The sequence below is a fragment of the Zwartia lucis genome, assembly GCF_965234455.1.
In the GTDB taxonomy this organism is placed as follows: Bacteria; Pseudomonadota; Gammaproteobacteria; order Burkholderiales; family Burkholderiaceae_B; genus Zwartia; species Zwartia lucis.
The window spans coordinates 849370-872889 of the sequence record NZ_OZ248473.1 but is presented as its reverse complement, the minus strand read 5'-3'; the positions used below and the strand labels follow the sequence as shown (position 1 = coordinate 872889).

The 23520-nt window shown below is 48.9% G+C and carries 24 protein-coding genes and 1 pseudogene; 17 read left to right on the top strand and 8 right to left on the bottom strand.

Annotation, left to right across the window (positions count from 1 at the left end; translation table 11 throughout):
- Positions 1 to 10 precede the first annotated feature (10 nt).
- The 3 genes from AC8GE9_RS10505 (at position 11) to AC8GE9_RS10495 (ending at position 3681) form a co-directional block, all read left to right on the top strand.
- A complete protein-coding gene (locus AC8GE9_RS10505) occupies positions 11 to 853 on the top strand; it encodes an alpha/beta fold hydrolase (RefSeq protein ID WP_506677106.1) in 843 nt (280 codons plus the stop codon).
- A gap of 447 nt (positions 854 to 1300) precedes the next feature.
- Positions 1301 to 2596, top strand: a complete 1296-nt coding sequence (locus AC8GE9_RS10500; protein WP_506677105.1) for a PLP-dependent transferase — start codon at positions 1301 to 1303, stop codon at positions 2594 to 2596.
- 35 nt (positions 2597 to 2631) lie between these two features.
- Positions 2632 to 3681: a Bug family tripartite tricarboxylate transporter substrate binding protein gene (locus AC8GE9_RS10495; RefSeq protein ID WP_506677104.1), complete on the top strand. Its 1050-nt coding sequence runs from the start codon at positions 2632 to 2634 to the stop codon at positions 3679 to 3681.
- An 87-nt stretch (positions 3682 to 3768) separates the two neighbouring features.
- Here the strand turns inward: AC8GE9_RS10495 and AC8GE9_RS10490 are convergent, their stop codons facing one another.
- Both AC8GE9_RS10490 and AC8GE9_RS10485 read right to left on the bottom strand, forming a co-directional pair.
- Complete coding sequence (locus AC8GE9_RS10490) at positions 3769 to 3906, bottom strand: hypothetical protein (RefSeq protein ID WP_506677103.1); 138 nt, start codon at positions 3904 to 3906, stop codon at positions 3769 to 3771.
- A 63-nt stretch (positions 3907 to 3969) separates the two neighbouring features.
- Entirely contained in the window at positions 3970 to 4344 is a 375-nt protein-coding gene (locus tag AC8GE9_RS10485) for a DUF8808 domain-containing protein (RefSeq protein ID WP_506677102.1), read from the bottom strand.
- Between the two features lie 140 nt (positions 4345 to 4484).
- Here AC8GE9_RS10485 and tnpA point away from each other — a divergent pair, with 140 nt between their 5' ends.
- The 9 genes from tnpA to AC8GE9_RS10440 all read left to right on the top strand — a co-directional run bounded on the left by tnpA (position 4485) and on the right by AC8GE9_RS10440 (position 14573).
- Positions 4485 to 4754, top strand: coding sequence for an IS66 family insertion sequence element accessory protein TnpA (gene tnpA / locus AC8GE9_RS10480; protein WP_506677101.1), 270 nt, complete (start codon positions 4485 to 4487; stop codon positions 4752 to 4754).
- 560 nt (positions 4755 to 5314) lie between these two features.
- Positions 5315 to 6379, top strand: a complete 1065-nt coding sequence (locus AC8GE9_RS10475) for a hypothetical protein (protein ID WP_482675977.1) — start codon at positions 5315 to 5317, stop codon at positions 6377 to 6379.
- A complete protein-coding gene (locus AC8GE9_RS10470) occupies positions 6367 to 8034 on the top strand; it encodes an AMP-binding protein (RefSeq protein WP_506677100.1) in 1668 nt (555 codons plus the stop codon). The genes AC8GE9_RS10475 and AC8GE9_RS10470 overlap by 13 nt, the downstream gene beginning before the upstream one ends.
- Positions 8035 to 8063: 29 nt before the next feature.
- A complete protein-coding gene (locus tag AC8GE9_RS10465; RefSeq protein WP_482675975.1) occupies positions 8064 to 9587 on the top strand; it encodes an ABC transporter substrate-binding protein in 1524 nt (507 codons plus the stop codon).
- A gap of 50 nt (positions 9588 to 9637) precedes the next feature.
- A complete protein-coding gene (locus tag AC8GE9_RS10460; protein ID WP_482675974.1) occupies positions 9638 to 10567 on the top strand; it encodes an ABC transporter permease in 930 nt (309 codons plus the stop codon).
- 11 nt (positions 10568 to 10578) lie between these two features.
- Positions 10579 to 11448 (top strand): ABC transporter permease, encoded by an 870-nt coding sequence (locus AC8GE9_RS10455; RefSeq protein ID WP_482675973.1) that lies wholly within the window; start codon positions 10579 to 10581, stop codon positions 11446 to 11448.
- Positions 11449 to 11471: 23 nt separating this feature from the next.
- Entirely contained in the window at positions 11472 to 12524 is a 1053-nt protein-coding gene (locus tag AC8GE9_RS10450) for an ABC transporter ATP-binding protein (RefSeq protein WP_482675972.1), read from the top strand.
- Complete coding sequence (locus AC8GE9_RS10445; protein WP_506677099.1) at positions 12511 to 13569, top strand: ABC transporter ATP-binding protein; 1059 nt, start codon at positions 12511 to 12513, stop codon at positions 13567 to 13569. Before AC8GE9_RS10450 ends, AC8GE9_RS10445 begins: the two co-directional genes overlap by 14 nt.
- A complete protein-coding gene (locus AC8GE9_RS10440) occupies positions 13566 to 14573 on the top strand; it encodes a hypothetical protein (RefSeq protein WP_482675970.1) in 1008 nt (335 codons plus the stop codon). The genes AC8GE9_RS10445 and AC8GE9_RS10440 overlap by 4 nt, the downstream gene beginning before the upstream one ends.
- A gap of 153 nt (positions 14574 to 14726) precedes the next feature.
- Here the strand turns inward: AC8GE9_RS10440 and AC8GE9_RS10435 are convergent, their stop codons facing one another.
- From AC8GE9_RS10435 to AC8GE9_RS10410, 6 genes and pseudogenes are all read right to left on the bottom strand, one after another.
- Positions 14727 to 15545 (bottom strand): IclR family transcriptional regulator, encoded by an 819-nt coding sequence (locus AC8GE9_RS10435; protein WP_482675969.1) that lies wholly within the window; start codon positions 15543 to 15545, stop codon positions 14727 to 14729.
- 330 nt (positions 15546 to 15875) lie between these two features.
- Positions 15876 to 16154, bottom strand: a complete 279-nt coding sequence (locus tag AC8GE9_RS10430; RefSeq protein ID WP_506677098.1) for a hypothetical protein — start codon at positions 16152 to 16154, stop codon at positions 15876 to 15878.
- A 95-nt stretch (positions 16155 to 16249) separates the two neighbouring features.
- Complete coding sequence (locus AC8GE9_RS10425; RefSeq protein ID WP_506677097.1) at positions 16250 to 16381, bottom strand: hypothetical protein; 132 nt, start codon at positions 16379 to 16381, stop codon at positions 16250 to 16252.
- Positions 16382 to 16443: 62 nt separating this feature from the next.
- A complete protein-coding gene (locus AC8GE9_RS10420; RefSeq protein ID WP_506677096.1) occupies positions 16444 to 17025 on the bottom strand; it encodes a GNAT family N-acetyltransferase in 582 nt (193 codons plus the stop codon).
- Positions 17022 to 17216 carry an IS1096 element passenger TnpR family protein gene (locus tag AC8GE9_RS10415; RefSeq protein WP_482675966.1) on the bottom strand — a complete coding sequence of 65 codons (195 nt, stop codon included), beginning with the start codon at positions 17214 to 17216 and terminating at the stop codon, positions 17022 to 17024. The genes AC8GE9_RS10420 and AC8GE9_RS10415 overlap by 4 nt, the downstream gene beginning before the upstream one ends.
- A gap of 30 nt (positions 17217 to 17246) precedes the next feature.
- A pseudogene (locus AC8GE9_RS10410) lies at positions 17247 to 17357 on the bottom strand (transposase domain-containing protein); the annotation flags it as partial.
- A gap of 633 nt (positions 17358 to 17990) precedes the next feature.
- Between AC8GE9_RS10410 and AC8GE9_RS10405 the strand changes: the two are divergent.
- The 5 genes from AC8GE9_RS10405 to AC8GE9_RS10385 all read left to right on the top strand — a co-directional run bounded on the left by AC8GE9_RS10405 (position 17991) and on the right by AC8GE9_RS10385 (position 23495).
- Positions 17991 to 19532 (top strand): ABC transporter substrate-binding protein, encoded by a 1542-nt coding sequence (locus AC8GE9_RS10405; RefSeq protein ID WP_506677095.1) that lies wholly within the window; start codon positions 17991 to 17993, stop codon positions 19530 to 19532.
- Positions 19533 to 19714: 182 nt separating this feature from the next.
- Positions 19715 to 20644, top strand: a complete 930-nt coding sequence (locus tag AC8GE9_RS10400) for an ABC transporter permease (RefSeq protein WP_506677094.1) — start codon at positions 19715 to 19717, stop codon at positions 20642 to 20644.
- Positions 20641 to 21534 (top strand): ABC transporter permease, encoded by an 894-nt coding sequence (locus AC8GE9_RS10395; protein ID WP_506677093.1) that lies wholly within the window; start codon positions 20641 to 20643, stop codon positions 21532 to 21534. The genes AC8GE9_RS10400 and AC8GE9_RS10395 overlap by 4 nt, the downstream gene beginning before the upstream one ends.
- Entirely contained in the window at positions 21534 to 22541 is a 1008-nt protein-coding gene (locus AC8GE9_RS10390) for an ABC transporter ATP-binding protein (RefSeq protein WP_506677092.1), read from the top strand. The genes AC8GE9_RS10395 and AC8GE9_RS10390 overlap by 1 nt, the downstream gene beginning before the upstream one ends.
- A 3-nt stretch (positions 22542 to 22544) precedes the next feature.
- Complete coding sequence (locus tag AC8GE9_RS10385; RefSeq protein WP_506677091.1) at positions 22545 to 23495, top strand: ABC transporter ATP-binding protein; 951 nt, start codon at positions 22545 to 22547, stop codon at positions 23493 to 23495.
- Positions 23496 to 23520 lie beyond the last annotated feature (25 nt).

Here is a 23520-nt window from a genome sequence, read left to right as displayed (position 1 = left end):
AGGAACCGACGTGGCTCTTCTGAAAAGACCTAACAAACCGACAATTCACTATTCCATCGATGATTTCACTGATCCCTGGAAAAACCGTCCCTACTTAATACTGCAGCACGGTTACTCCCGGTCTGGGAAGTTTTGGTTCAACTGGATCCCGTATTTGTCGCGATATTTCAAGGTGATACGCCCAGACTTAAGGGGTTTGGGACAGTCGCCATTGGACTTCGACCCCAGGACTGGATATACAGTTGAAGGATTTTTGGGTGATCTAGTCGATCTTCTTGACCACTTGCAAATCGATAGCGTTCATTATTGTGGCGAATCGCTCGGTGGAATGATTGGCATGGGTTTGGCCTCGTATCATCCTGAAAGGGTGCGCACCTTGACCTGCGTTGCCTCTGGGGTTTGGCATAATAAATATGTTACAGAGACATTTTCTTTTGGGTACGCTTCATGGCAGGAAGCACTCAGAAAAATGGGGCCAAAAGCTTGGTCAGCAGCAGCCAACAATGACTTGCGCTTCCCACCAGGTACAGAGCAAGGTCTGAAGGATTTCTACGCTGAGGAAATTGGTAAGTCCTCGGTCGAGGCGATGATTGCCTTGTCCGAACTGGCCGAAATTGTAGACCTCAGTGCTGCTTTGCCTGGTATCAAGGCGCCATCTCTCGGGCTTTATCCAGCGGAAGCTAAGGTTGCGGACAATGAGCAAATTGATTTGCTTTGCAAGACTGTGCCAAACTTCAAGCTGGTACGAATGAAGAACTCGACTCATACGATCATGTCCCTTGAGCCCGCAGCTTGCGCAAAGATGGTGTTGGCGTTTGCTTCAATCCATGAAGGATTCTCCTGCTTCGAGTAGTACTTTGGTAACCACCCGGTCTGCACCCCGGTCGCGTGATTTGAGTTTTTCGTGCGATGGGTTTCAAATTACAGTTTGACGTTCAGAGAAAAAAATGCATTGTTAAATTTACTTTTTTTGGGGGGTTCTTTTAGTGGGTTAGTATTGAATTTGGCTGATTGTTGTGCCCGCTTTATAAGGTGGAACGGATAGTCTTTCGCGATTATGTATCTTTTGTCAGGTTTAAGTCTATTAGCGTATTCATGTGGTAAGGTAAATAAGCCTATAGTTAAAAAAATACGTGTAAATCGTTGATAAGAAAATAGTCAGTTGTTGTATGTCGATTTCAGTCCGTGAAATTCTCACCATGAAACTGTAGTTTGCAGCATGTTACTTATGCCTCAATGCTGTGTGTGAATCGCCTCTATAAGTATTTGAGATATGGCTTAACCACAAGGAAAAAATCCATTGAATAATATCGCGATAGAGCAACCTGCTACGGCGTCCAAGGCGCTTGTCAAAGATCGATTCGGCAACCGAATTGATCCGACCGTGTCCTATGCTCGCGGAGAAATCCTTCGCAATAACGCCGACGAGATCATGCGACAGCGCCACGCCTACGATCTTGGACGTGAGCGCTGCGCCGCACTAGGCCCTGACTCCGCCTATAACCTGACTGGGCTGATTCGGGGTTTTCGGTTCAAGCCAGAAGACCTGGCCGGAATGCGCTCCTACATTCACTTCGGTGTACTCGATCATGATAGGCTTGTTCCGCTTGCAATTGAGCGGCTCGGTGGTACGCTCAACCGCGACGACGCATTTCTCTGCAATCGTGTGAGTGCTGCGATCCTCGCCACAATGATGGCGATGATCAAGCCCGGTGACCTGGTCCTATCGGTGGTTCCTGCGGATCGTTGTCATCCATCGCTGAAGAACTCTGTCCTTCAGATGGGAGGACGTTTTGTCGAGGTCATCGGGGCTGCCGCCTTCGAGCAAACTGTTGCCGCGCTCACCGAGCGTCCCTCCATGGTGTGCGTTACAGCGATTTCGCCCTCCAAGCATCACTTTCCAGAAACCGAAGCCGTGAAGGTCATCAAGATCGCGCGCCAGTTAGGCGCGAAAATCATGATTGATGATGCGCATATGGCCGCGCGCGTTTCTATTTACGGCGAGCACCCAGCGCTCGCGCTGGGTGCAGACGTTGCAGTTTGGTCGCTCGATAAACACGTCACGGGTCCACGCTCAGGCATTGTGGCCGGCCGTAAGGAGCTCATCAGGGAAATTCGCGCTAAGGCCTTCATGTTTGGGCTTGAGGCACAACTTGGTTCGATCGTGGCCGGTTACAACGCACTCGAATCCTTCGACCCCGAACCCATCGTCCGGGCGGCCGCTTTTGCGGACTCGATCCGCGAGGAACTTCAAGGCGTACTTGACGGGCGTGCGTATCGAGCCGGCCCCGGGGTGGCCATCCACGGCGAGGATTTTCTCGAACTCGCCCTTCGTCAAAGTGGCGTTTCCGTCCCTCGGATTGTGCCCATCGAAGCTACTGCAGCAGCTGCGATGATCCTTTTGAAGGAAACTGGAGCATTCACCATCCCAGTTTCTGGAATGCCGGGCTCTGCATGCGTTTATCGGATCATGGCCTACCCAGACGGTGAACGCCTGGGCAAGCGCGCGATCATTGAGGGTACAAAATCGGCTCTCAATGGGGTCGCCAAGCTCTTATCTGATCCGGATGCTACTCGCGAACTGCTGTTCGGGTAATTGAGACGAATGTTTACACTGAGAGGAGATTTTTGATGACCGATTCTTTGATTAACCGCCAGTTCAATAGCTTTTTCAACGACGTATGTAACGGCTCCCGCAGCCGTTTTTTTGACCGCGTTGCAACGATGAGCGTCACGATACTGATAGCAATTATGGCTTTGCTTTGCGCGGCAGTTCCGGCGCACGCGGACGACAATTGGCCCAATAAAACGGTTCGGATCATTGTGCCCTTTGCCCCAGGCGCGAGCAATGATGTCATCGCGCGTCAACTTGCCAGCCAGTTGACTAAATCCCTCGGGCAATCGTTCGTGGTAGAAAATCGGCCAGGTGGCGGCAGCACGATTGGTGCGCAATCCGTCGCCTCGTCGGAGCCCACCGGCTATACGTTGCTCTTCGTCTCGAGTTCGTTAGCGACATCGGCGGCTGTGCAAAAGACGCCATACGATCCGATCAAGGCATTCAGAGCCGTCGCACAGGTGGCCTCAGCGCCGTTTTTGATTATCACCCGTCAAGATTTCCCGGCCAAGACCGTGCCAGAGCTTGTCACGATGGCGAAGGCCAACCCGGGAAAAATCAACTTCGGAACAAGCGGTCTAGGTGACAACACACATTTGGCAACAGAGCTGCTCGCAACGACAACTGGTATTAAAATGACTGCGATTAGCTACAAAGGTATCGCTCCGGCGCTCATCGATCTGATGGCAGGACGTACCGATTTAATTATTACCTCAATTGCATCGATTCGAGGTACTGTCGCTGAAAACCTACCGAAAATGGCATTTACTAGTGCCAAACGGGATCCGGATTTTCCAAACGTGCCCACGGTCCGCGACGAGGGAATCGACTATATCGCGGATCTGTGGTGGGGTGTCTTTGCACCAGCGGATACACCGACTGCGATCGTGAATAAACTTAATGTTGAAATCAACAAGATCGTAGCTACATCAGAATTTGCCCGCTTCCTCAAGAACAGCGGCGCGCTACCCGCCTCTTCCACCCCGTCGGCTTTCCAGGCGCTACTGACCAGCGAAGTCATTCGATGGGGCGACACTGCCCGGCGCGCTGGGTTACAACAAAAATAGCGTCGTGATTATGAAATTGCAATGATCTTTGCAGAGGGGTGAGAGTTTTGGGTATGGCATGGGACGGAGCTGCACCCGTACCCCCGCTTACACCTCTTCAACCCCCGCACCATCACCCACCAGCGGCAATCTTGCCTGCGCCTCTAGCCTAAACCTTTCGCCCAGCACTCCGTCATACGCCTGCGCCCACCAGTCTTGGATACGGGTTTGCGCGCCAGAGAGCATGACCTCGCTTGGTACGCGGTCGCTCTTTTGGCGATTGAGTTGCGACGATGCGGGGAGTAGGTTTCATAAGTCACTACAGGGCCAGGCGTACCAAGGCAAACAGTGATCGATGTCGAGCGTGTTTGCAGTTAAACGCTTGCCGCTATAAACACACTGCAAGCCATCACCTTGCAGCAGTTGCAGCGCCTGCCCACGAGCAAGGGTGACGTCGCGTGCGGGGTCTGACCAGGCCAACGCAGCCACTAAGGTATTTTCGTCAACCGTGCGGTGTTGGCGCAGCGCATATCCTTTGATTAGCCGCGCCCACTCAGCCAGCAAGGCCGGTTCGATCCACGCGTCAAAACGTTGCAGCGCCGTGTAAAGATATTGCGGCAAGCGCAAGTGCCCAAAGCTTGACAGGTACGCCTCGTCAAGCAGCAGATGCTTAGGCCCCGCCACACGACCCTAGCGAGTGACCGCCAAGATGTTGCTGCCATCTGGGTGCGTCAGATAACGGTAAGCGATCCATAAACCCCAACCTAGTCACGCGGTAAAAGCTGCGCGATCATCTCTATCTCCAAACGTAAGATGAGATGCAGATGAAAAATAGCAAAGGCGTGCAGTTTTGGACCGAGCATTTAGCCGGTGTTAAGCGAGAAGGCCTGTCGTTGATGGCGTATGCAGGCAAACACGGCCTACGACTCAACACGTTCTATCACTGGAGCAGTAAGTTAAAAAGGGCTGGCGGCGTCAAGCCCGGCTCAACCGATAGTCAGTTTGTGGCGCTGCGCGTGATTCAAACGCCGCGAGTCAAGTCAGAGTCTCACGTTATGGCTTGCCGTTGGCATTGGTATTGTGGCGATGACTAAAGCCGGTCTTGACAATCGATCTACGCGCTCGGTGCAAAGTTAATAATAGGGTTTCGCGATGAAACACATACTCCCCGAGGAGAGAGATGCCCAACAGTCCAGGTTTGTGTAATGAGTAAAAACGGACCCCAGTGCCCAAGAGTTGCATAATGCAACTCTTGATTCAATTACATGAACTATTACACGATGATCTTTTTTGAAGATAACATACTGTTTTTAAACGATATTTAAATAACCGACTTTTCTGTTAATCCTGCTGGTCCTTGGTTCAAATCAAGGGTGGGGAGCCAAATGAATCAAGATATCTCTTGGATCACTTAGTCCCCTAGGATACAGACAAAGTCTCGGACTTATGACGCAAGCCAGTCCAAGTTTTTAGCCGCACCCCCGCACGGTCAATTTTCAACCGGCGTCAACAATTCTGTTATTGGTTTTGAAAGAGGCTGCGGCAAAAAAAGATATTGACAAGAAAAATTCAATAGAACATAATCAATGTACAAATAAATAATAGTTATCGCATAGCGATAACTAATTTCGCATCGTATGGAGTGATGAAGTCAATGTCTGATATTGAACGATTGCGTCGTGAATGCGATGTTGGTAACCGATTCTTAGGCTTAATTTGGTCGGGTCTCCACATCGTTACCCTGCGTGAAAAAGGAGATCCGGCACTGCACAAGCTATGGTTGCGATTGCTAGCTGCGCATCAAGGTGAAAAGTATCAAGAGGGCTTGCGCAAGCTGGGAATTGGAGAGAGCGAACCACCCGCGGTCGTTGCGGCGAAGTACCACTACTTCACAAACATCATGGGTGGTCTAAAGATGGACTATGTGGAGGAGTCCCCGAAAAAGGTATGGATAAGGTACCTATCGCCCATGTGGACATACCCGGGCGTGTCGATGCTTGCGGTTCCAACAAATATTCGTCGCACTGGCTTTTCAGGATGGCACCCTTATAACGGCAAGCTTATGGGATGCCCGCGTCTAGGATGGGTTGCTACAAAATTTGTCACGGAAGGTTACCCATATGACGAGGGATATTTCATTGAATACGATCGTGACCTTGCGCCAGGGGAGGAAATGCGCTACGAGGTAGTGCAACAAACGCCAGAGTGCGATCGAAGGCAATTGCCAGTCCTCGACCCAGCGCTGTGGCCTGAAGCTAGACAACTGAAGGCTCACAGAAACTGGTCAAAAGGTTATGTAAAAACAACCGTAGAACAGCTGCAGCTGATGTACGGCGAAAACACGGCAAACTACATCATTGCTGAAGTCATGCGTGGGCTAGCGATTCAATATGCAGACCATTTCCGCTCGGAACTCGACATCGCTAATAAATCAGTACAAAGTATCTCTCAGGTGTTCGAATCAATTCTTACCGGATGCACCCAGGTGCATACAAGCCAGCAACTGAATGAGAACCACGTTCAAATTGCCCTTGAAACGTTCGAGCCATTTGGTTCGGATGCGCCGGAGGATCTTCGTTCGGCCTTCTTTCAATTCTTTGCCATGGCCACTCGTGTACTTAACGGGCGTGTGGAAATCTCGCGGCGTGTGCAAGTTGGTCGGCACGGTGACGTTGTCGAGTTATGGGACCTCAAAGACACGGGTAGATGGCTATGGTGAGAGAGAGACTAACCGCGGAAACTCATTTTCAGGGCAATCGCAGTCAGGAGCACATATCCTCAGAGGTAACTGTAAAAAGTTTGCTTGAGACAAGGGCTGCCGAGGATGGAGGGCACGTTGTCCTGCGTCACAACAACAAAGACCTCACTTACGCCGAGCTTAATAAAGCAGTAAATTGTTTTGCCAATGGACTCTTGGATCTAGCCATCAAGCCAGGCGATCGAATAGCTGTGATGCTCGATCATCACATTGACCACATAGTCACATTCTTTGCGCTGGCTAAGTTGGGTGCTGTGTTGATTCCGGTAAACGTACATCTAACTGGTGCGCCGCTGTCATTCCTGTTGCAACACAGTGAGCCTAGCTGTGTGATCGCTGAGGCAAGCTACATAACCCGACTGACTGAGGCATGGTTTGGACAGACTGACGGAGCATCGCCAAATGCGCAAACAGGTTTCACCCTAGTTTCTCGTGGTGACGCGGAGCAGCCAGAAGATCGAAGACCTGAGCGCGAGAGGCAATCGCCGGATTGTCCACGGATTGAGTCGTTTGAAAGAGTGCGTCAGTTTGCTGTGGATACGGCACCGCAGACACGTCCAAAAACGAACGACATACTAGCGATTTGTTATACGTCAGGCACAACAGGTGTTCCAAAGGGCGCACTAGTCACAGACAAAATGTATCGAGCGTCTGCCGTGAGCTCGTTGATTCTATCTGGCGTTGAAGATGATGACGTGCTCTTGTTTTGGGAACCAATGTATCACTTATTTGGCATCGAGGTGTTGGTGCTCGCAACCATGAAGCGCGTCACACTTGGAATGGTTGATCGATTCAGTGCAAGCAAGTTCTGGGATCAAGCGAGACACTTCGGAGCAACGCACATCCATTATGTCGGTGGAGTGCCCCAGCTGCTTATGAAGCAACCCGTGCGTCACGATGACTGCGATAACACGGTAAGGATTGCATGGGGGGGTGGGTGTCCAATCGATCTGTGGCGCTCATTCGAAGCTAGATTTGGCCTCCAAATGCGTGACAGCTTTGGGATGACAGAGACATCCAGTTTGAACATAGTAAATATCGAAGGTGAGCCTGGAGCGTTAGGTCGACCCCTACCCTATTACGAGGCCCGAATTGTTGATCAGAGTGGTCTTGACGTGCAGCGAGGCGAAACAGGTCAACTGATTCTTCGGTCACTAGAGCCAGGATTAATCACGCCGGGCTATTTCAAGAACCACGAAGCCACCGAAGCCGCGTATGAGGACGGATGGTTTCGCACCGGTGATCTAGTTCGTCAAGATCAACGCGGGATTTATTTCTTTGTTGGAAGGCAAAAAGACAGTATTCGGAGAAGGGGTGAGAACATTTCGGCTTGGGAAGTCGAACGAATTATAGGTACTCATTCTGAAATAGAGGAGTCCGCAGTTATCGCTGTACCCAACGAATTTGGTGATGAGGAAATCAAGGTCTTTGTGAAACCGCGAACCGAAAACTTTGACTCTGAGAGCTTCATCGAGTGGTGCAAAGGAAAGATGGCACGTTTTCAGATTCCCCGTTTTGTCAAAATTGTCGAGGGATTTCCCAAGACACCCACTCAGCGCATCATGAAACACAAGCTCTCTCGCTCAACCACCGATTGCTGGGATCGGGGGGAGTAAACATTATTGCAATGTGTTGGAGGAAAACCATGAAAAGTAGAAAAGATTTACTTGCTATCCTTGTGGTCTTGGGCTCCCTCTGGGCTACTGGACCGGCTGTCGCGCAAGTTAACGTGACAGTGACAGGGATTGATGCGACCACAACCGACCCACACAAGATTTCCGGGGCAGGTGACTTTCAGTTCATCAATCATGTCTATGAAGGGCTTTACGGACACGATGTATCAGGGGACGTGATCCCAAAGTTAGCCTTGTCGCATCAAGTGTCTGACAATGGAACCGTTTACACTTTCAAATTACGCCCTAATGTTGTGTTTCACAACGGAGAACCGTTTACCTCAGAGGATGTACGTTTCTCATGGGCTCGATCCAACAACCCCAACATAAAAAATCCACGATCACCGATACTGACGAAAAATATAAAAAACGTTGAGGTTGTTGATGATCAAACTGTTCGACTCATTCTTGCCAAACCAGATGCGACCATACTGGCCAACTTAGGCGAGAATTTTTATATCGTTAATAAAAAAACTGTTGAAGAGTTGGGTGACAATCGATTTGCGCAAGCAGCAATCGGAACCGGTCCTCTAAAGTTTGTAAGTCGTCGACTTGGGCAAGAGTCCATCTTTGAAAAAAACGATGGCTATTGGGGAGATCCCGTGACCTATGATCGTTTAATCATTAAGACCGTTACTGATCCTCAAACTCGGGTTGCAATGCTTCGCGCTGGCGAGGTCGACGCAATCGCGAATGTCCCTCCTCAACTTGCAAGGGCGCTCGAGCGGGATTCGAACGTTAAAGTCGTTACCCGCCCGAGTTATCAGAATATTTTTATTGTTTTGAATCCACAAGCTGCGCATGGGGCGTTTGCCGATCCCAGAGTGCGTAGAGCTCTCAACATGGCAATCGATAGAAAGACCTTGATCGACAGAGTGATGTTTGGTAAGGCAACTGAGTCGACCACGTTATGTCATCGCGATATCTTTGGTTGCAACATAGAGCGTGACCCATACCCTTACGACCCTCAAAAAGCCAAGGCGTTGTTGGTAGAGGCCGGCTTCGACTTCAACCGTACATACAATGTATTTGGTTTGGCACCGGGCCGCGTGGCTCAGAGCAAAGAAGTGGCAGAGGCAGTTTTCTTCTATCTCTCCCAGATCGGAATCAAGACTCGATTGGAGTTGCTTGAGTATGGTACGTTCCTAGGACGCATCTCTGCAAAAGACTTTAAAAGCGCAGATATGTTCTGGATGGGATGGACTGACTTTAATAACGAAGCCATGGGTCGCTTGCCAAGAAACCTGCATTCCAACGGTGCGCTCTCATGGCAAAACGACAAAGTCCTTGACGAGATGATCGACCAAGCTAACGCAATTGTTGATCCAAAAGCTCGGGAAGTGCATATGCAGCGACTCTTTACGCATGTGTACGACAATCCACCCGCCATATTCCTGTGGACCACTGATGAAGCCTACGCAATGAGAAATAATATTGACTGGGAGCCGCGTGCGAAGGTTTCTTGGCCTGAATTTATCATGCTTAAAAAAAAATAATAGAATAGAGGCCTGGGTCGGTTGAGCTTCACACAACGAGGTATCTAGCGATGTTGAGATTTACACTCATCCGACTTGGGCAAACATTAATCACTGCTGTTTTTGTCAGCATGATTGTGTTTGGATTGGCGCGTTTGACCGGTGATCCCGCGCTGACATTGTTGCCGACCGAGGCGACGGTGGACGATAGGAATTTTTTTCGAAATCAGTACGGTTTGGATAAGCCGTTGTATCTGCAATACCTTACGTTTGCAAAAAATGTCTTGAAAGGTGATTTGGGACTTTCGTTTAAGTATCGAGAGCCAGCGTTCGAGCTGGTGCTCGATGGGTTGACGGCCACGCTAACGCTGGGTGTAACAGCGATGATACTGGCGGTACTTATTGCTTTGCCACTGGGTATTTTTTCGGCTATTCGTCGCGATACATGGATCGATCAATCCGTTCGATGGATGGCTGCTTTGGGGCAGTCTACTCCGAGCTTTTGGTTGGGCTTGCTTTTGATCATGTTTTTTGCGGTTTATCTTGGCTGGTTTCCAACCTCTGGTCACGGCGAGCTTAAGCATTTGGTTCTACCGGCGATAACTTTATCCTTCTTTACAGCTGGTGCTATAGCGCGGCTGACTAGATCTAATATGCTTGAAGCTATGCGCAGCGATTTTGTTCGATTTGAACGACTTTCAGGTGTTAGTGAGTGGCGCGTTGTCACTCGACATGCATTGAGAAATGCAGCTATTCCGATCGTGACATTTGTCGCTTTGCAGTTCGGCGTTTTGCTGTCTGGCGCTGTAGTCACTGAAACCGTATTCGCTTGGCCTGGAATAGGTCGAATTGTTATTGAGGCAATCAATACAAGAGATTATCCTGTACTACAGGCGGCGGTTTTGGTTTCCGCTTTTTTGATTTTGATTCTTAATCTGCTAGTCGATCTTTTGTACGCGTGGCTAGATCCAAGAATCGCCTTCAGCTCGACGAGTGCCTGAGGATGCAGCGCATGAACCTATCACTCTCCGCTATCCAACTACCCCGATTAAGCGCGCTTAGAGGGATACCTGTTTTTTCTGCACTAGTGGTGTTGGCTATGGTGATTGCAGCGATATTTGCACCATGGATTGTCCCGCATGATCCAAGTTTTCAGAACTTCATCGTTTCGTTGCAGCCTCCGGTTTGGCAGGATGGTGGCACTTGGTCTCATCCGCTGGGTACCGATAACTTGGGTAGAGATATATATTCTCGATTGATATACGGGGCGCGTCTTTCTTTAACAATCGCGCTATTTGCCATACTGCTTGCCGGAACCATCGGTATTGCCTTAGGGCTGCTGGCAGGCTACCTCGGCGGAATAGCCGATAGCTTAATTATGCGCGTGGTGGATGCTTTCTTGGCGATGCCGTTTATCCTGATGGCCTTAGCGATTGTGGCGGCACTTGGGCCAAGCACGTTCAATATTATTGTCATCATGGCTGTTACTAACTGGCCACGTTATGCCCGACTCGTGCGTGGAGAGGTGTTGAGCCTTAAGCAAACGGACTTTGTCTTGCTCGCTCGCGTCGCCGGACTACCAGCATGGAAAATTGCTGTCAAACATATCTTACCTAATATATCCAACAGCATACTGGTGCTCGCAACATTGGATATTGGTAGAGTCATCATTCTGGAAAGCTCGCTTTCATTTCTTGGCGTAGGCATCCAACCACCGGATGTTTCGTGGGGACTAATGCTGTCAGATGGGCGCTCTTACATGGGGGTTGCCTGGTGGTTGACCGTCATGGCAGGTGTTGCAATTTTGATCTCGGTGCTGTGTGTAAATGTCTTGGGCGACTGGTTGCGTGACAGATTCGATCCTCGGCAAGACCATCAATAATTGAAACCATATACCAAGGTGCTATGAGTACGCAATTTGCAGATTATCCGAACCAAGCTGAGATCCCCCGAAAACGGTCTGAGCCTGCGCTTCTCGTTGTCAACGACCTGAGCGTGAGTTTTAGAACGAAACGAGGTGATGTACGGGCGGTCTCAGGTGTTTCGTTCGAGCTATCACAAGGCGAAATTCTCGGTGTGGTTGGGGAGTCTGGTTGTGGCAAGTCAACTTTGTGTTCAGCGCTGGTGAACAACTTACCCTCGAGCGCCTACACCTCAGGTTCGATTTATTTCAGAGGTGAGGATGTCTTGCGAGCAAGCAAAGAGGAACTTAAGCGCTTGCGAGGACGCGAAATTACCACAGTGCTTCAGAATCCCATGACTGCGATGGACCCGTTATTTACAGTTGGTCAACAGTTTGACGAGATACTGGCGGCCAATTCTTCGTTGACTCGCTCAGAGCGACGAGCGACTGCTGTGGATATGCTAACCAGGGTTTATATACCGTCGCCTCAAGAGCGGTTGAAAAGTTATCCACACCAAATGAGTGGAGGTATGAAACAAAGAGCTTTAATAGCCTGTGCAACTGCCTTGCGGCCTAGTCTTTTGTTGGCGGATGAGCCTACGACAGCCCTAGATGTCACGGTGCAAGAACAAATATTGAACTTGTTAGGTGAAATAAGAAATGTTCAAAAGACCAGCATTATTCTGATCACCCATGACCTGGGTGTAGTCCGACGTCTTACTGACCGGGTCATCATCATGTATGCCGGACACGTTGTAGAGAGTGGTGACACGGAGGAAGTATTTAGCTCGCCGCAACACCCCTATACCCAAGCGTTGATTGATTCAATCCCTCGTATCGGTCAGAAAAAACACCGCCTAACCTCTATCGAAGGATCCTTGCCTGATATGAGTAAACATATTTCCGGTTGTGCCTTTAGCAGTCGTTGTTCAAAAGTAATGGAGCGGTGTACTGTCGAAACGCCTCCACTATTTGATACGAATCAACAACGAACCGTCCGTTGCTGGCTGTCAAAAGGTAACCCAATTGGTGCCGTCTATCATGACAATCGTTGAGATCTCAGACGCGATGTCAGGCAAGGATTTAATAGTTGCGCAGAACATAACGCGTTACTTTCGTCTGCCTCGAACTGCCAATATATTTAGACCGGGTGCCCTTATTAAGGCTGTAGATGGTGTGAGTTTTAATGTTCGCGAAGGTGAAACATTTGGACTTGTCGGAGAGTCTGGTTGTGGGAAGACTACTGTTAGTAAATTGATCCTAAATCTCGATCGACTCACTGGTGGGAGCCTGTCCGTTGTGGGGCAAGACATTTCGAAAATTTCCAGAGTCGAAGGGATTAGATTTCGAAGGGATGTGCAGGCTGTTTTTCAAGATCCCTATGGATCGCTGAACCCCCGCCACAAGGTGCTTGAAATTGTGGGCGAGCCAATGCGTATTCACTACAAGATATCAGGTCGTGAATTGCGAACCAAGGTTCAGGAGCTTTTGACTATGGTCGGACTGCACCGTGATGCGGTTGACCAATACCCGCATGAGTTTAGTGGCGGCATGAGACAAAGGCTTGCGATCGCACGAGCGATCTCGGTGCGTCCAAAACTAATAGTCCTCGATGAGCCTGTTTCAGCACTTGATGTATCGATCAGGGCACAAGTGTTGAACATTCTGCGTGACCTTCAAGAGCAACTCGGATTGACTTATTTTTTTATTGCCCACGATCTTGCGATCGTTGAATATATGTCAGATCGTGTTGGTGTCATGTACCTTGGCCGCATAGTTGAAACGGCAACGACAAAGCAGTTATATCGAAGGCCACGACATCCTTATACGCATGCTCTGATCAATGCTGCTTCGCTTACAACGAGGGCGGGTGGTGGGTTTAAGGATAGTTCGTTGGCAGGAGACATTCCATCGCCTATTAATCCCCCAAAGGGCTGCCGGTTTCATACGCGCTGTCCTTTCGCACGTGAACTCTGCGCACATGAGTCGCCTGAACTCAAAACTGTGGAGTTAGACCATTCCGTTGCATGTCACTTTCATGAGGAATTTAATTTTCACCTTAAATCTACAGAGCAGACTTTGATAGTAAACCCATCATGACTTCTCCCAGAGATGAGCCCCAAGTGACCCAGGTCGATCACTTGTTATTTATAAGTGAATTCGATGTTTCGCAACTTAATTTAAGCGCACACGAGTGCTGTGATGTCATGCAGGAGATATTTCTTGCATACTCGCGTGAGAGCGCTTTTGCCCTACCTGCCGTTCACCTTGATATTTCCCCGGGGCGCGGATTTCGTTCTTTATGTGCCGCATGGCCTGGCAGGAACATCGCCGGAAATAAGTGGTTTGGAGTTCGCCCAACGATGCCAGGCCAGCGAGGGGTTGGCGTGCAAGCACTTTACCTGCTTAACGACTATGGCACTGGCGTACCGTTAGCTGTGATATCAGCCAATCAATTAACGGGCATACGCACTGCCTCGATGTCTGCGTTTGTGCTGCGCGCCATCTTAACGGATCCACCCCCTACAGTTGGTTTTATTGGGTGTGGTTTACAGGCTAGTTTTCATCTGAAGATGATTCATTCACTATTTCCGGAGCTAACGAGCGTGCTTTGTTACAGCCGTTCGGTTGTCTCGGCTAACGCCCTCGCTAACGAGGCACACTTGTCCGGTATAACCGCAAAAGTCCTAGATGACCCACAGGCGGTCATTACTGGCAGTCAGGTGATCGTGACTTCAATACCGCTCGGCCCAGATATGCGCCCATTTTTGTTGCCAGATCTGGTGAAGCCCGGAGCCGTAGTGCTAGCCGTGGATCTTGCGCGCCCCTGGTATACGGAAGGCCTCAGTTCCTTCGAATTGAAGATTACAGATGATCACAAACAACAAGCACAATTGGCGCCAATATCCAGCACCTTAGGACCCTATGGAAGTTTTGATGCAGACCTATCGGACATTGCTGCGGGTAAGCGCATAGCCTTTGACCCGTATAAAGATCGCGCCGTGTTTGCTTTTCGAGGGTTCAGTTTGGCTGATTTGGGGATCGCTAATCTTATATATGAGAAGTCAAGAGCGCGTGAGTTGGGAAAGACACTTGATCGCTGACTCTTACCGATCGGATCAACATAGGCCTAGCTGTCTATTACTGAACAGCGTGAGGTGTTACGACGTCTCGAACGCAACTGCAATTGATTTGCTAAAAGGCGAAGGTTCGGAAGTAAACCAACCTCGAGGTGCTATAGCTTGTTTTCAATTCTGCTAATTAGTTGTGGCTAACCATGATTGTTTAGATCTTCCGTAACTATTAGACACTGAACGTGCTGTGTTCATAACGAGAGATACGATTTGCTCTCGGACTTCAGGATTTTGCCAACGGACGCTAGATACAGGAACACTAACCGCCGCTGCGACCGAGCCCGTATGATCAAAAACAGGGGCACCAATCGACACATCACCCACCATAAATTCTTCATTGCTGATGGAGTAACCAAGGTCGCGAACTTTTCGTACTTGCGCCATGATTGCCTTGGTCGAAGTTAATGTGTTTTTTGTAAATTTTCTTTTAACTGTACGATCGAGGATCGAAATTGCTTCCTGTTCCGGTAAGTGGGCAAGAATTGCACGACCAGCACCGCTACAAAATACCGGTGTCCGCGAGCCCAGTAATATGGATAAGCCTGTGGGGTGGGCAGCCAAAAAGCGAATCACAAACACAGTATCTGTGTCGTCAAGTTCTATCAAGTTGATGGTTTCACCAGAGGACGCGTGAGCAGCCTGGAGGCATGGCGTTGCACGTTCGACTAGATCATTAGTCCTAAGATAATTGGTCCCAAGATTTAACACCCGGGGAGTGAGTGAATATTGCCGATTTGCGTCTTTTCGCAAGTAGCCTAGTTTCAGTAAGGTGTGCAGTAACCTTTGCAACGAACTGTTGTCTAGACCTGTTAACTCTGCGAGTTGGGTTAGGGTTACCCGCCTATGACTGCTCTCGAAGCACTCCAACACTCTGAATGCCTTTTCGACTGAAGCAATGAAAAGCTTGTCCTCAGGTGGCTCTGGCGTTATTTTTTGTTGCATTTTTTCCAGCTGTTTAGTGATTAACGAAACCCCAAATGGAGCTGACTTTGGGTTTGATGCTGACAGCAGCTAAGGCAGTGTATATGATCCTCGATAAAAGGTGCTAAGAGCGGGCCGTGGTCAGATCACTACCCTAAACGGCAGGTGAGTGGTCTGACAGCTGAATGTGGCTTGACGATAAATCCACATACTCAGGGGTGTGTTCTCTTTTAAAAACACAAAAAGCAACCCTTCAACTTTCAGCTAGTGAATGATCAAGGGTATCTGGGCTTGATGCGGAAATTAAATGTATGCGTCACCGCGTGCTGCTTAACCCAGCGATTATCAGTTTTAACCTAAGGCCATCAGACTCGCGTTACCTCCGGCTGCAGCTGTATTTATGCAAACTGATTTTTCGCGCACTAAGTGGTGTAACGGCCAGGTCTCTGCGCCTTGAATCTGGCTTGTGCGCATGGCTGATATAGGCACAATAGCTCCCGTACGATTTGCCAGACTGTCCTGTAGTGCAATCAATTGATCTGCGTCTCCTTCGAAAAGGATCGCTTCAGCTTCGATGGCTTCAAGTTCCTCATCGACGATTTCGATCGCGAGGGAACCTTTGCTACTCAAAGAGCTTAGTTGAGCCTCAAACTCGCACAAAGTCTTAGCGAGCACTTTCGCTTGATTTCCTGTTCGTTTTATTGCCTCCAGCATTGAAGCAAGACCTAGATCGGTTTTGGGTAAACATAGAATTGATCCGCGCGGCGATATTTGGTAGCCAGCCCCATCTGCTTTGTTCCAAACGTACCGTCACCGGCATCGACCACAGCGTAGGCCAAGGTTCTAAGCCAATCCATGCTAGCTCTATTCAATGTGCGGTGATTCACCCGCAGCTAGCTTTCTAGACGTAACTTTGAGACTAACCCCCAGATCCACCCATTGAGCTCACTCTCTCGCGCACCATCTCGATGTGGGGGCTGCCAGCCTCATCAAACACAGGCCCGCGGGCACTGAATCCGAACTTCTCGTAAAAAGGCTGAGCATCCACCCGTGCATGAAGATGCAAACGCGTCATGCCCTGAACGTGCGCCCGATCAATCAATGCCTGCAAGACCCGCTTGCCAACCCCGGTGGCTCGACGCTCTGCCAGGACTGCCAAACGACCAATACGGCCATCTGCCAAAAACCGATTCCTATCTTCCGAGTTTTTAAGGATGTCTACGATAGCGGGATTGGTCCACTGGCCGGAGTCGTTTTTCCAACCCGTGCTGCTGACCCTTGCGCCAAAGCTAATGGCGGTGAAGGCGGTTTTCAGCAACTTGGTCTGCAGGTCTTTGGGCACAGGGCTATCGGTACCAAAGGTGAAGTGCTTGACCGTGGACATAAAGTCGCCCTTGTCCTCCAGGTACAAGATCGTGGCTTGAAACACTTTACGGATGTACTGGCCTGGAGCGTGTGTCAGCATGTATTCCTTGGCCCAGCCCATTTTCCAAGATATCACGCTGCTGCGTATGTCATATTCAGATGACTATTCGTCCACCCAAAGGCTTCTTGGGTGACGCGATCTAGTTTTGAGAGTTTAAGAGTGTCAGGAACTGATAATGTTCGCCAGTTGCATTGCTCGATATTCGCAAGCTCAATGCGTAATTGGTAAACATGCGTATGAAGACGAGATTTTTTAACGGTAGCCATACAATTAGCTTACAATTTAGGACGCAACTTTTAGCAACCTTGAGGTGCCTGCCAGCGATGTGGCAATAACTCTTCGATCTGATTGGCTTCGTGTGTCGGAAGTCGATTCAGAACATCTTAGATGTAAGCGTAGGGGGGTAAGGTAATTGGTGGTTAATCTTATCGAGTTTTGCGATATAAAGATTTTCAAGTTTGTGTAATGAGCAAAAACGGACCCAAGTGCCCAAGAGTTGCATAATGCAACTCTTGATTCAATTACACGAATTATTACACGGTGATCTTTTTTGAAGATAAGTTACTGTTTTTAAACATTATTTAAACAACCGACTTTTCTGTTAATCCTGCTGGTCCTTGGTTCAAATCAAGGGTGGGGAGCCAAATGAATCAAGATATCTCTTGGATCACTTAGTCCCCTAGGATACAGACAAAGTCTCGGACTTATGACGCAAGCCAGTCCAAGTTTTTAGTCGCACCCCCGCACGGTCAATTTTCAACCGGCGTCAACAGATGTTGACACATCGAAGGAGTTATAGTAAAAGTGGTTGGAAGCATCGATGGTTTTATTGTTTAAAGAAAAAAGTAAAAAATCAGTCGCGTTGGCTCGGCAAAGAGTGATCATGGTCCTAACACCAGTGACACTTTTTGTTTAAGTAGTTTTTGAACAGAAATAACGCGATCACTTTAACTTGGTAGTGCCAACAGAGCTAGTGCCTTCTCAATGCCCGGTGTGGCACCGCTTGGAGTATCTCTTCGGTTCTCAGGAGTATGCGCATCATGACTTTTTTTCATTCAAATTATTTAAAATTTGCGTTGGTCGCTTGTGCGATCTTATTGTTCGTGCTCTCCTCTGCATTTCAAGCGCATGCGGGTAAGGCTAATAACACTTTGACGTGGGCGTCGAACCTAGAGGTGAACACTGGCGATAGATATTATGAGACGACTCGGGAAGGGACGATTCTTAGTTTCTATATATGGGATATGTTGGTTTATCAAGATCCAGTGTCTCTTGAGTTCAAACCTTTGTTGGCAAAGGCGCATCGTTGGATAGATGAGCTCACGCTGGAATTTGATTTGCGCGACGATGTTAAGTTTCATAATGGGCAAAAATTTACTGCCGATGATGTGGTGTATACGATTAATTTTGCAGTGAATCCCAAGAGTAAGCTGCCCTCGGCGTCCGAATACACATGGATGAAGAGCGCAGAAAAAATCAGCGACTATAAAGTTCGTATCCATCTACGTAGTCCGTTTCCGATTGCACTAGATTATTTGGCGTGTTGCACCCCCATTTACCCCCACGAGTATTACTCAAAAGTCGGGACTCAGGGTATGTCCGATAAGCCGATCGGAACAGGTCCCTATAAAGTTGCTAAGTTTGACACGGGTAAGTCTGTAGTGTTCGAAATGAATCCAGATTATTTTTCTGGTAGCCCGAAAGGCAAGCCAAATTTCAAGAGTATTGTGTATCGCACAATTCCAGAGTTCAGCACGCAATTGGCTGAACTGTTATCCGGCGGCGTTGACTGGATTTGGCGCGTTCCTTCAGATCAAGTTGCAAAACTTGCAAAAATTCCAAATTTGCAGGTAAAGCAAGCTGGCATTGTACGTTTTAGCTATATCGGTTTTGATGTAGCCAACCGTACCGGAACTAACCATCCACTGACAAACAAGTTGGTTCGTCAAGCTGTTTCGCATGCCATTGATCGCGAGGCGATTGTGCGTAATTTGATTAAGGGAGACGCGCGAGTTATCCACGCAGCCTGTTATCCAGAACAGTTCGGCTGTACAGACGATTTGCTCAAATATGAATATGATCCAGTTAAGGCCAAAAAGCTATTGGTTGAAGCCGGCTATCCGAATGGTTTTGAAATAGAATTGCACGGTTATCGTGAACGACCCTACACCGAGGCTGTCATCGGTTATCTTCGAGAGGTAGGGATTAAGGCCAATCTGGTTTGGATGCAATATCCCGCCTTAAGGGATAAAAATTATGCTGGTAAAACCGCGTTTTATCATATGACCTGGGGCTCCAGTGCAATTTATGACGTTTACGCTTCAACGAGCCAGTTCTTTAAGTTTGAGGGCTCAGATTTGGCCCGCGATCCGCAGGTGCGCGATTGGCTAGAGATTGCGGATACTTCCTCTGATAAGAAAGTGCGGGCCGATAATTATAAAAAAGCACTACAGAAAATTGCCACGGAGGCATATTGGTTGCCGATGTTCACGTACACGATGAACTACGCGTTCACGAAGGATTTGGACTTTACGCCGTTGCCAAATGAGTTGCCTGAATTCTATTTGGCTAAATGGAAATAATTCGATAACTTCGCTGCGTATAGCGCCTAGGTATTGAATTAAATGGCGGTACGTGTACAGCGAGTTTGGGTCTTAATCACAATAGTCAGACTGATTTTGCATCGCTGTGAAAAAACGAATGCACCCCTCGCAGGTATTAGAGCGAGTTCGCGGGTTTTTTGAATAGGGTCTAATCCCGTTGCATGTTTGCTTACACAATAAAAAGAATAGGCTTAACGCTCTTAGTGGCACTAACGGTGTCATTCATTAGTTTCTTAACTTTGCATCTGTCAGGTGATTTAGCGCAAGCGATGGCCGGTGCCGATGCAAAAGCTGCCGACGTCGAGCGTATTCGCCAGCAGTATGGCCTAGATCGTCCGCTCTTGGTTCAGTATGCTTCGTGGGCGGGTAAGGCATTGACAGGTGATTTTGGCGAATCGTTCTATTTTCGCAAGCCTGTGACGGAACTATTGGCCGATCGTTTCCCTGTCACGATCGCTTTAGCTTTGAGCGCGATTGTCTTTGCACTTTGTTTAGCTATTCCGCTTGGGGTCGCAGCAGCCGCCAGACCTAATTCGTGGATAGATAGACTGTGTTTGAGCGTTTCGGTAGTGGGTCAGGCTTTGCCAAGCTTTTGGTTTTCGTTGATGTTGATTATTTTTTTTGGTGTAACACTAAGATGGTTGCCCGTTTCTGGTAGCGGTAGTTGGCAACACTACGTGATGCCTGCAATTGCCTTGGGTTACTACGCAACGCCGGCACTGATGCGTTTAACTCGGGCTGGAATGCTTGAGGCGCTAGATTCGGATTACATCCGTACTGCGCGAGCAAAAGGCTTGCGATCGTACTCTATCATTTTCAAACACGCGCTGCGTAATGCTGCGATCCCTATCGTGGCAGTGTCGGCGGTACAGTTTGGCTTCATGCTCAGCGGTTCTGTGGTGATTGAGACAGTTTTTGCAATTCGCGGTATCGGACACTTTGCCTGGGAGGCGATTTCGCGCTCTGATTTTCCAGTGGTGCAAGCGATTGTTTTGATTTTGGCGTTTGTATATGTCGGTTTGAATTTGTTTGCCGATCTTTTGATAGCCGTGCTAGACCCAAGATTGCGTATACAGGGTGAAGCGCTATGAACAATCCTGTCGTGGTTAACTTAAGCGGCTTTTTGACGCCTCGAGAGATAGCCCGTCGCCGTTTGTATCAACACAAGGGCTTTATTATTGGGGCGATCGGACTTGCGATTGTGCTAGTAATGGCTCTTTTCGCACCATTACTAGCGCCGTATGATCCGTATGAGCAAGTACTGACGCGTCGATTGATACCACCGTTCTGGCATGAAGATGGGACTTGGCTATTTCCATTAGGAACCGACCATTTGGGTCGCGACTATCTAAGCAGAATACTTTATGGTTCGCGTGTGTCATTAGCAATTGGATTTGTGGCAACCATCATTTCTGCCGTAATAGGTGGGACTTTGGGTATGGCTGCGGGCTATTTCGGTGGTCGTGTGGATATGGTTGTTTCCTTTATGCTGTCGACCAGACTGAGTATGCCCGTCGTGCTAGTGGCGCTTTGTGTGGTGGCTCTGGTAGGGGGGTCATTAACGGTGGTCATTAGCGTATTAGGCTGCTTACTGTGGGATCGATTTACGGTCGTGCTGCGCGCGGTGACGATGCGCGAGCGGTCACTGGATTACGTCGCGGCGGCAAAAGCGATCGGCTGCACCGATTTTAGAATTATTGCGCGCGAGATATTTCCAAATGTCTTTCCTGCGTTTGTTGTCATTGCAACGCTCGAAATGGCCAATGCGATCTTACTTGAAGCGGCCTTATCGTTTTTGGGGCTTGGTGTTCAGCCACCCTTGCCGTCCTGGGGACTAATGATCGCCGAGGCGAAGGAGCAAATGTATTTTAGTCCTTGGATTATTGCGATCCCAGGATGTGCGCTATTTGGGTTGGTCTTGAGTATTAATCTTTTTGGTGATGGACTGCGGGATGTATTGTCACCCGAGGGGCGCAACTGATGTTGGCCGAGCCGATTCTGCACGCAGAAGGACTCAGTGTCACCATAGCGCTTGGCGAGGGTACTTTGAACGCCGTGCGAGACGTTAGCTTGACATTGCAACGCGGCGAAACCCTTGGGATCGTCGGCGAATCAGGTTGTGGTAAATCTTTAACCTCGTTGGCGTTGATGGGGCTACTGCCAAAAAAAGCGAAGCGCACCGCGCAAAGATTGGCCTATGCCGATTGCAATCTGCTGACGATTAAAGATGAAGCGATGTCCGATTTACGTGGAAATCGTATAGCCATGATTTTTCAAGAGCCCATGACTTCACTCAATCCGGTCTATACGATTGGTAACCAACTGACAGAAGTTGCCAGACGGCACCAGCGATTGACTAAGCTTCAAGCGCGTGATCGGGCTATTTATCTTTTAGAGAAAGTAGGCATATCGGCGGCTGCTGAGCGACTAAATCAGTTTCCACATCAACTGTCTGGCGGTTTACGCCAGCGCGTCATGATTGCGATGGCGTTAATGTGTTCTCCAGATGTGTTAATAGCGGATGAACCGACAACGGCGCTTGATGTCACCATTCAAGCACAAATTCTGAATCTATTGCGTGATCTTCAACGTGACCTGAAAATGGGAATGATCCTGATTACGCATGATTTAGGCGTTGTCGCACGTGTCGCAGATCGTGTGGCGGTCATGTACGCAGGCGAGGTGGTAGAGACGGGGACAGTAGCTGAGGTGTTCTCGCGGCCGTTACACCCTTATACACAGGGCCTTTTACGCTGCATCCCTATTCCGGGAAAGACTTCTGCGGGTAAACCTCTAGGTGTGATGGCGGGTACTGTACCTAGCTTGTTAGGCGAGCCTGTAGGTTGTGCCTTCAAAAATAGATGTTCTTATGCGATGCAATCGTGCTCGCAACCTAGGATTGAGTTGGTTGAAACAGAGCAGCATGCCTACCGGTGCATGCTGCCGGAAGCGACGAGTTCAGAGAATTATGCAAGAGAGGCCCGTTAACACATGAACGACTTTATCTTGCAGGCTGTCAACGTTTCACGTTCGTTTATTCTTGGCAATGGACTTCTAAAGAAAAATAAAATACTACAAGCAGTTAGCCATATATCCTTGAACTTAAGGCGCGGCGAAGTGCTCGGCTTGGTGGGCGAGTCGGGTTGTGGAAAAAGCACTCTTGCAAAAATGCTAGTGGGACTATTGCCCAGCACTGAAGGTGAAATTTTAATTGATCATATCCCAATAAAAGATATCAATCGCCTTGAATTAGCTCGCAGAGTTCAACCGGTATTTCAAGATCCCTATTCATCGCTGAACCCGCGTAAGAAGATTGGTGAGACAATCGGTTTGCCGCTTCTGATTCATAGTATTGGAACGAGTGCTGAGCGACGACGCCAGACCATCGACATGATGGAGCGCGTTGGCTTGCCGGCACGATTTTTTGACAGCTATCCAATGCAGCTTTCTGGAGGTCAACGTCAGCGGGTCGCAATTGCAAGAGCATTAATTGTACGTCCTGATCTGCTGATCTGCGATGAGCCAACTTCAGCGCTAGACGTATCGGTTCAAGCGCAAATCTTAAACCTGTTGCTTGATCTTCAAAGCGAGTTCAAGCTGACGTATGTTTTGATTTCACATAATCTGGCCGTTGTGCAGCATATGGCTCAGCGTGTTGCAGTGATGTATTTGGGGCGCATCGTCGAAGAGGGTGCTGTGGAATCGGTCTTTAAGAGTCCCAAGCATCCGTATACTCAGGCGCTATTGCGCTCGGTGTTAACGCCTGAGCCAGGTCTAGGGATGCCTGAGCTGGGTCTCGGGCTAGCCTATCCCAATGCTTTAAATCCGCCAACGGGTTGCGCATTTCATCCCCGATGTAGTCAGGCGATAAGCGTATGCTCGCAAAGTCGTCCGACAGATACTTTGGTCGAAGGCTCGAGAGTTGCCTGCCATTTATATTAGTGACGCTACTCAACGTCGCACTTTG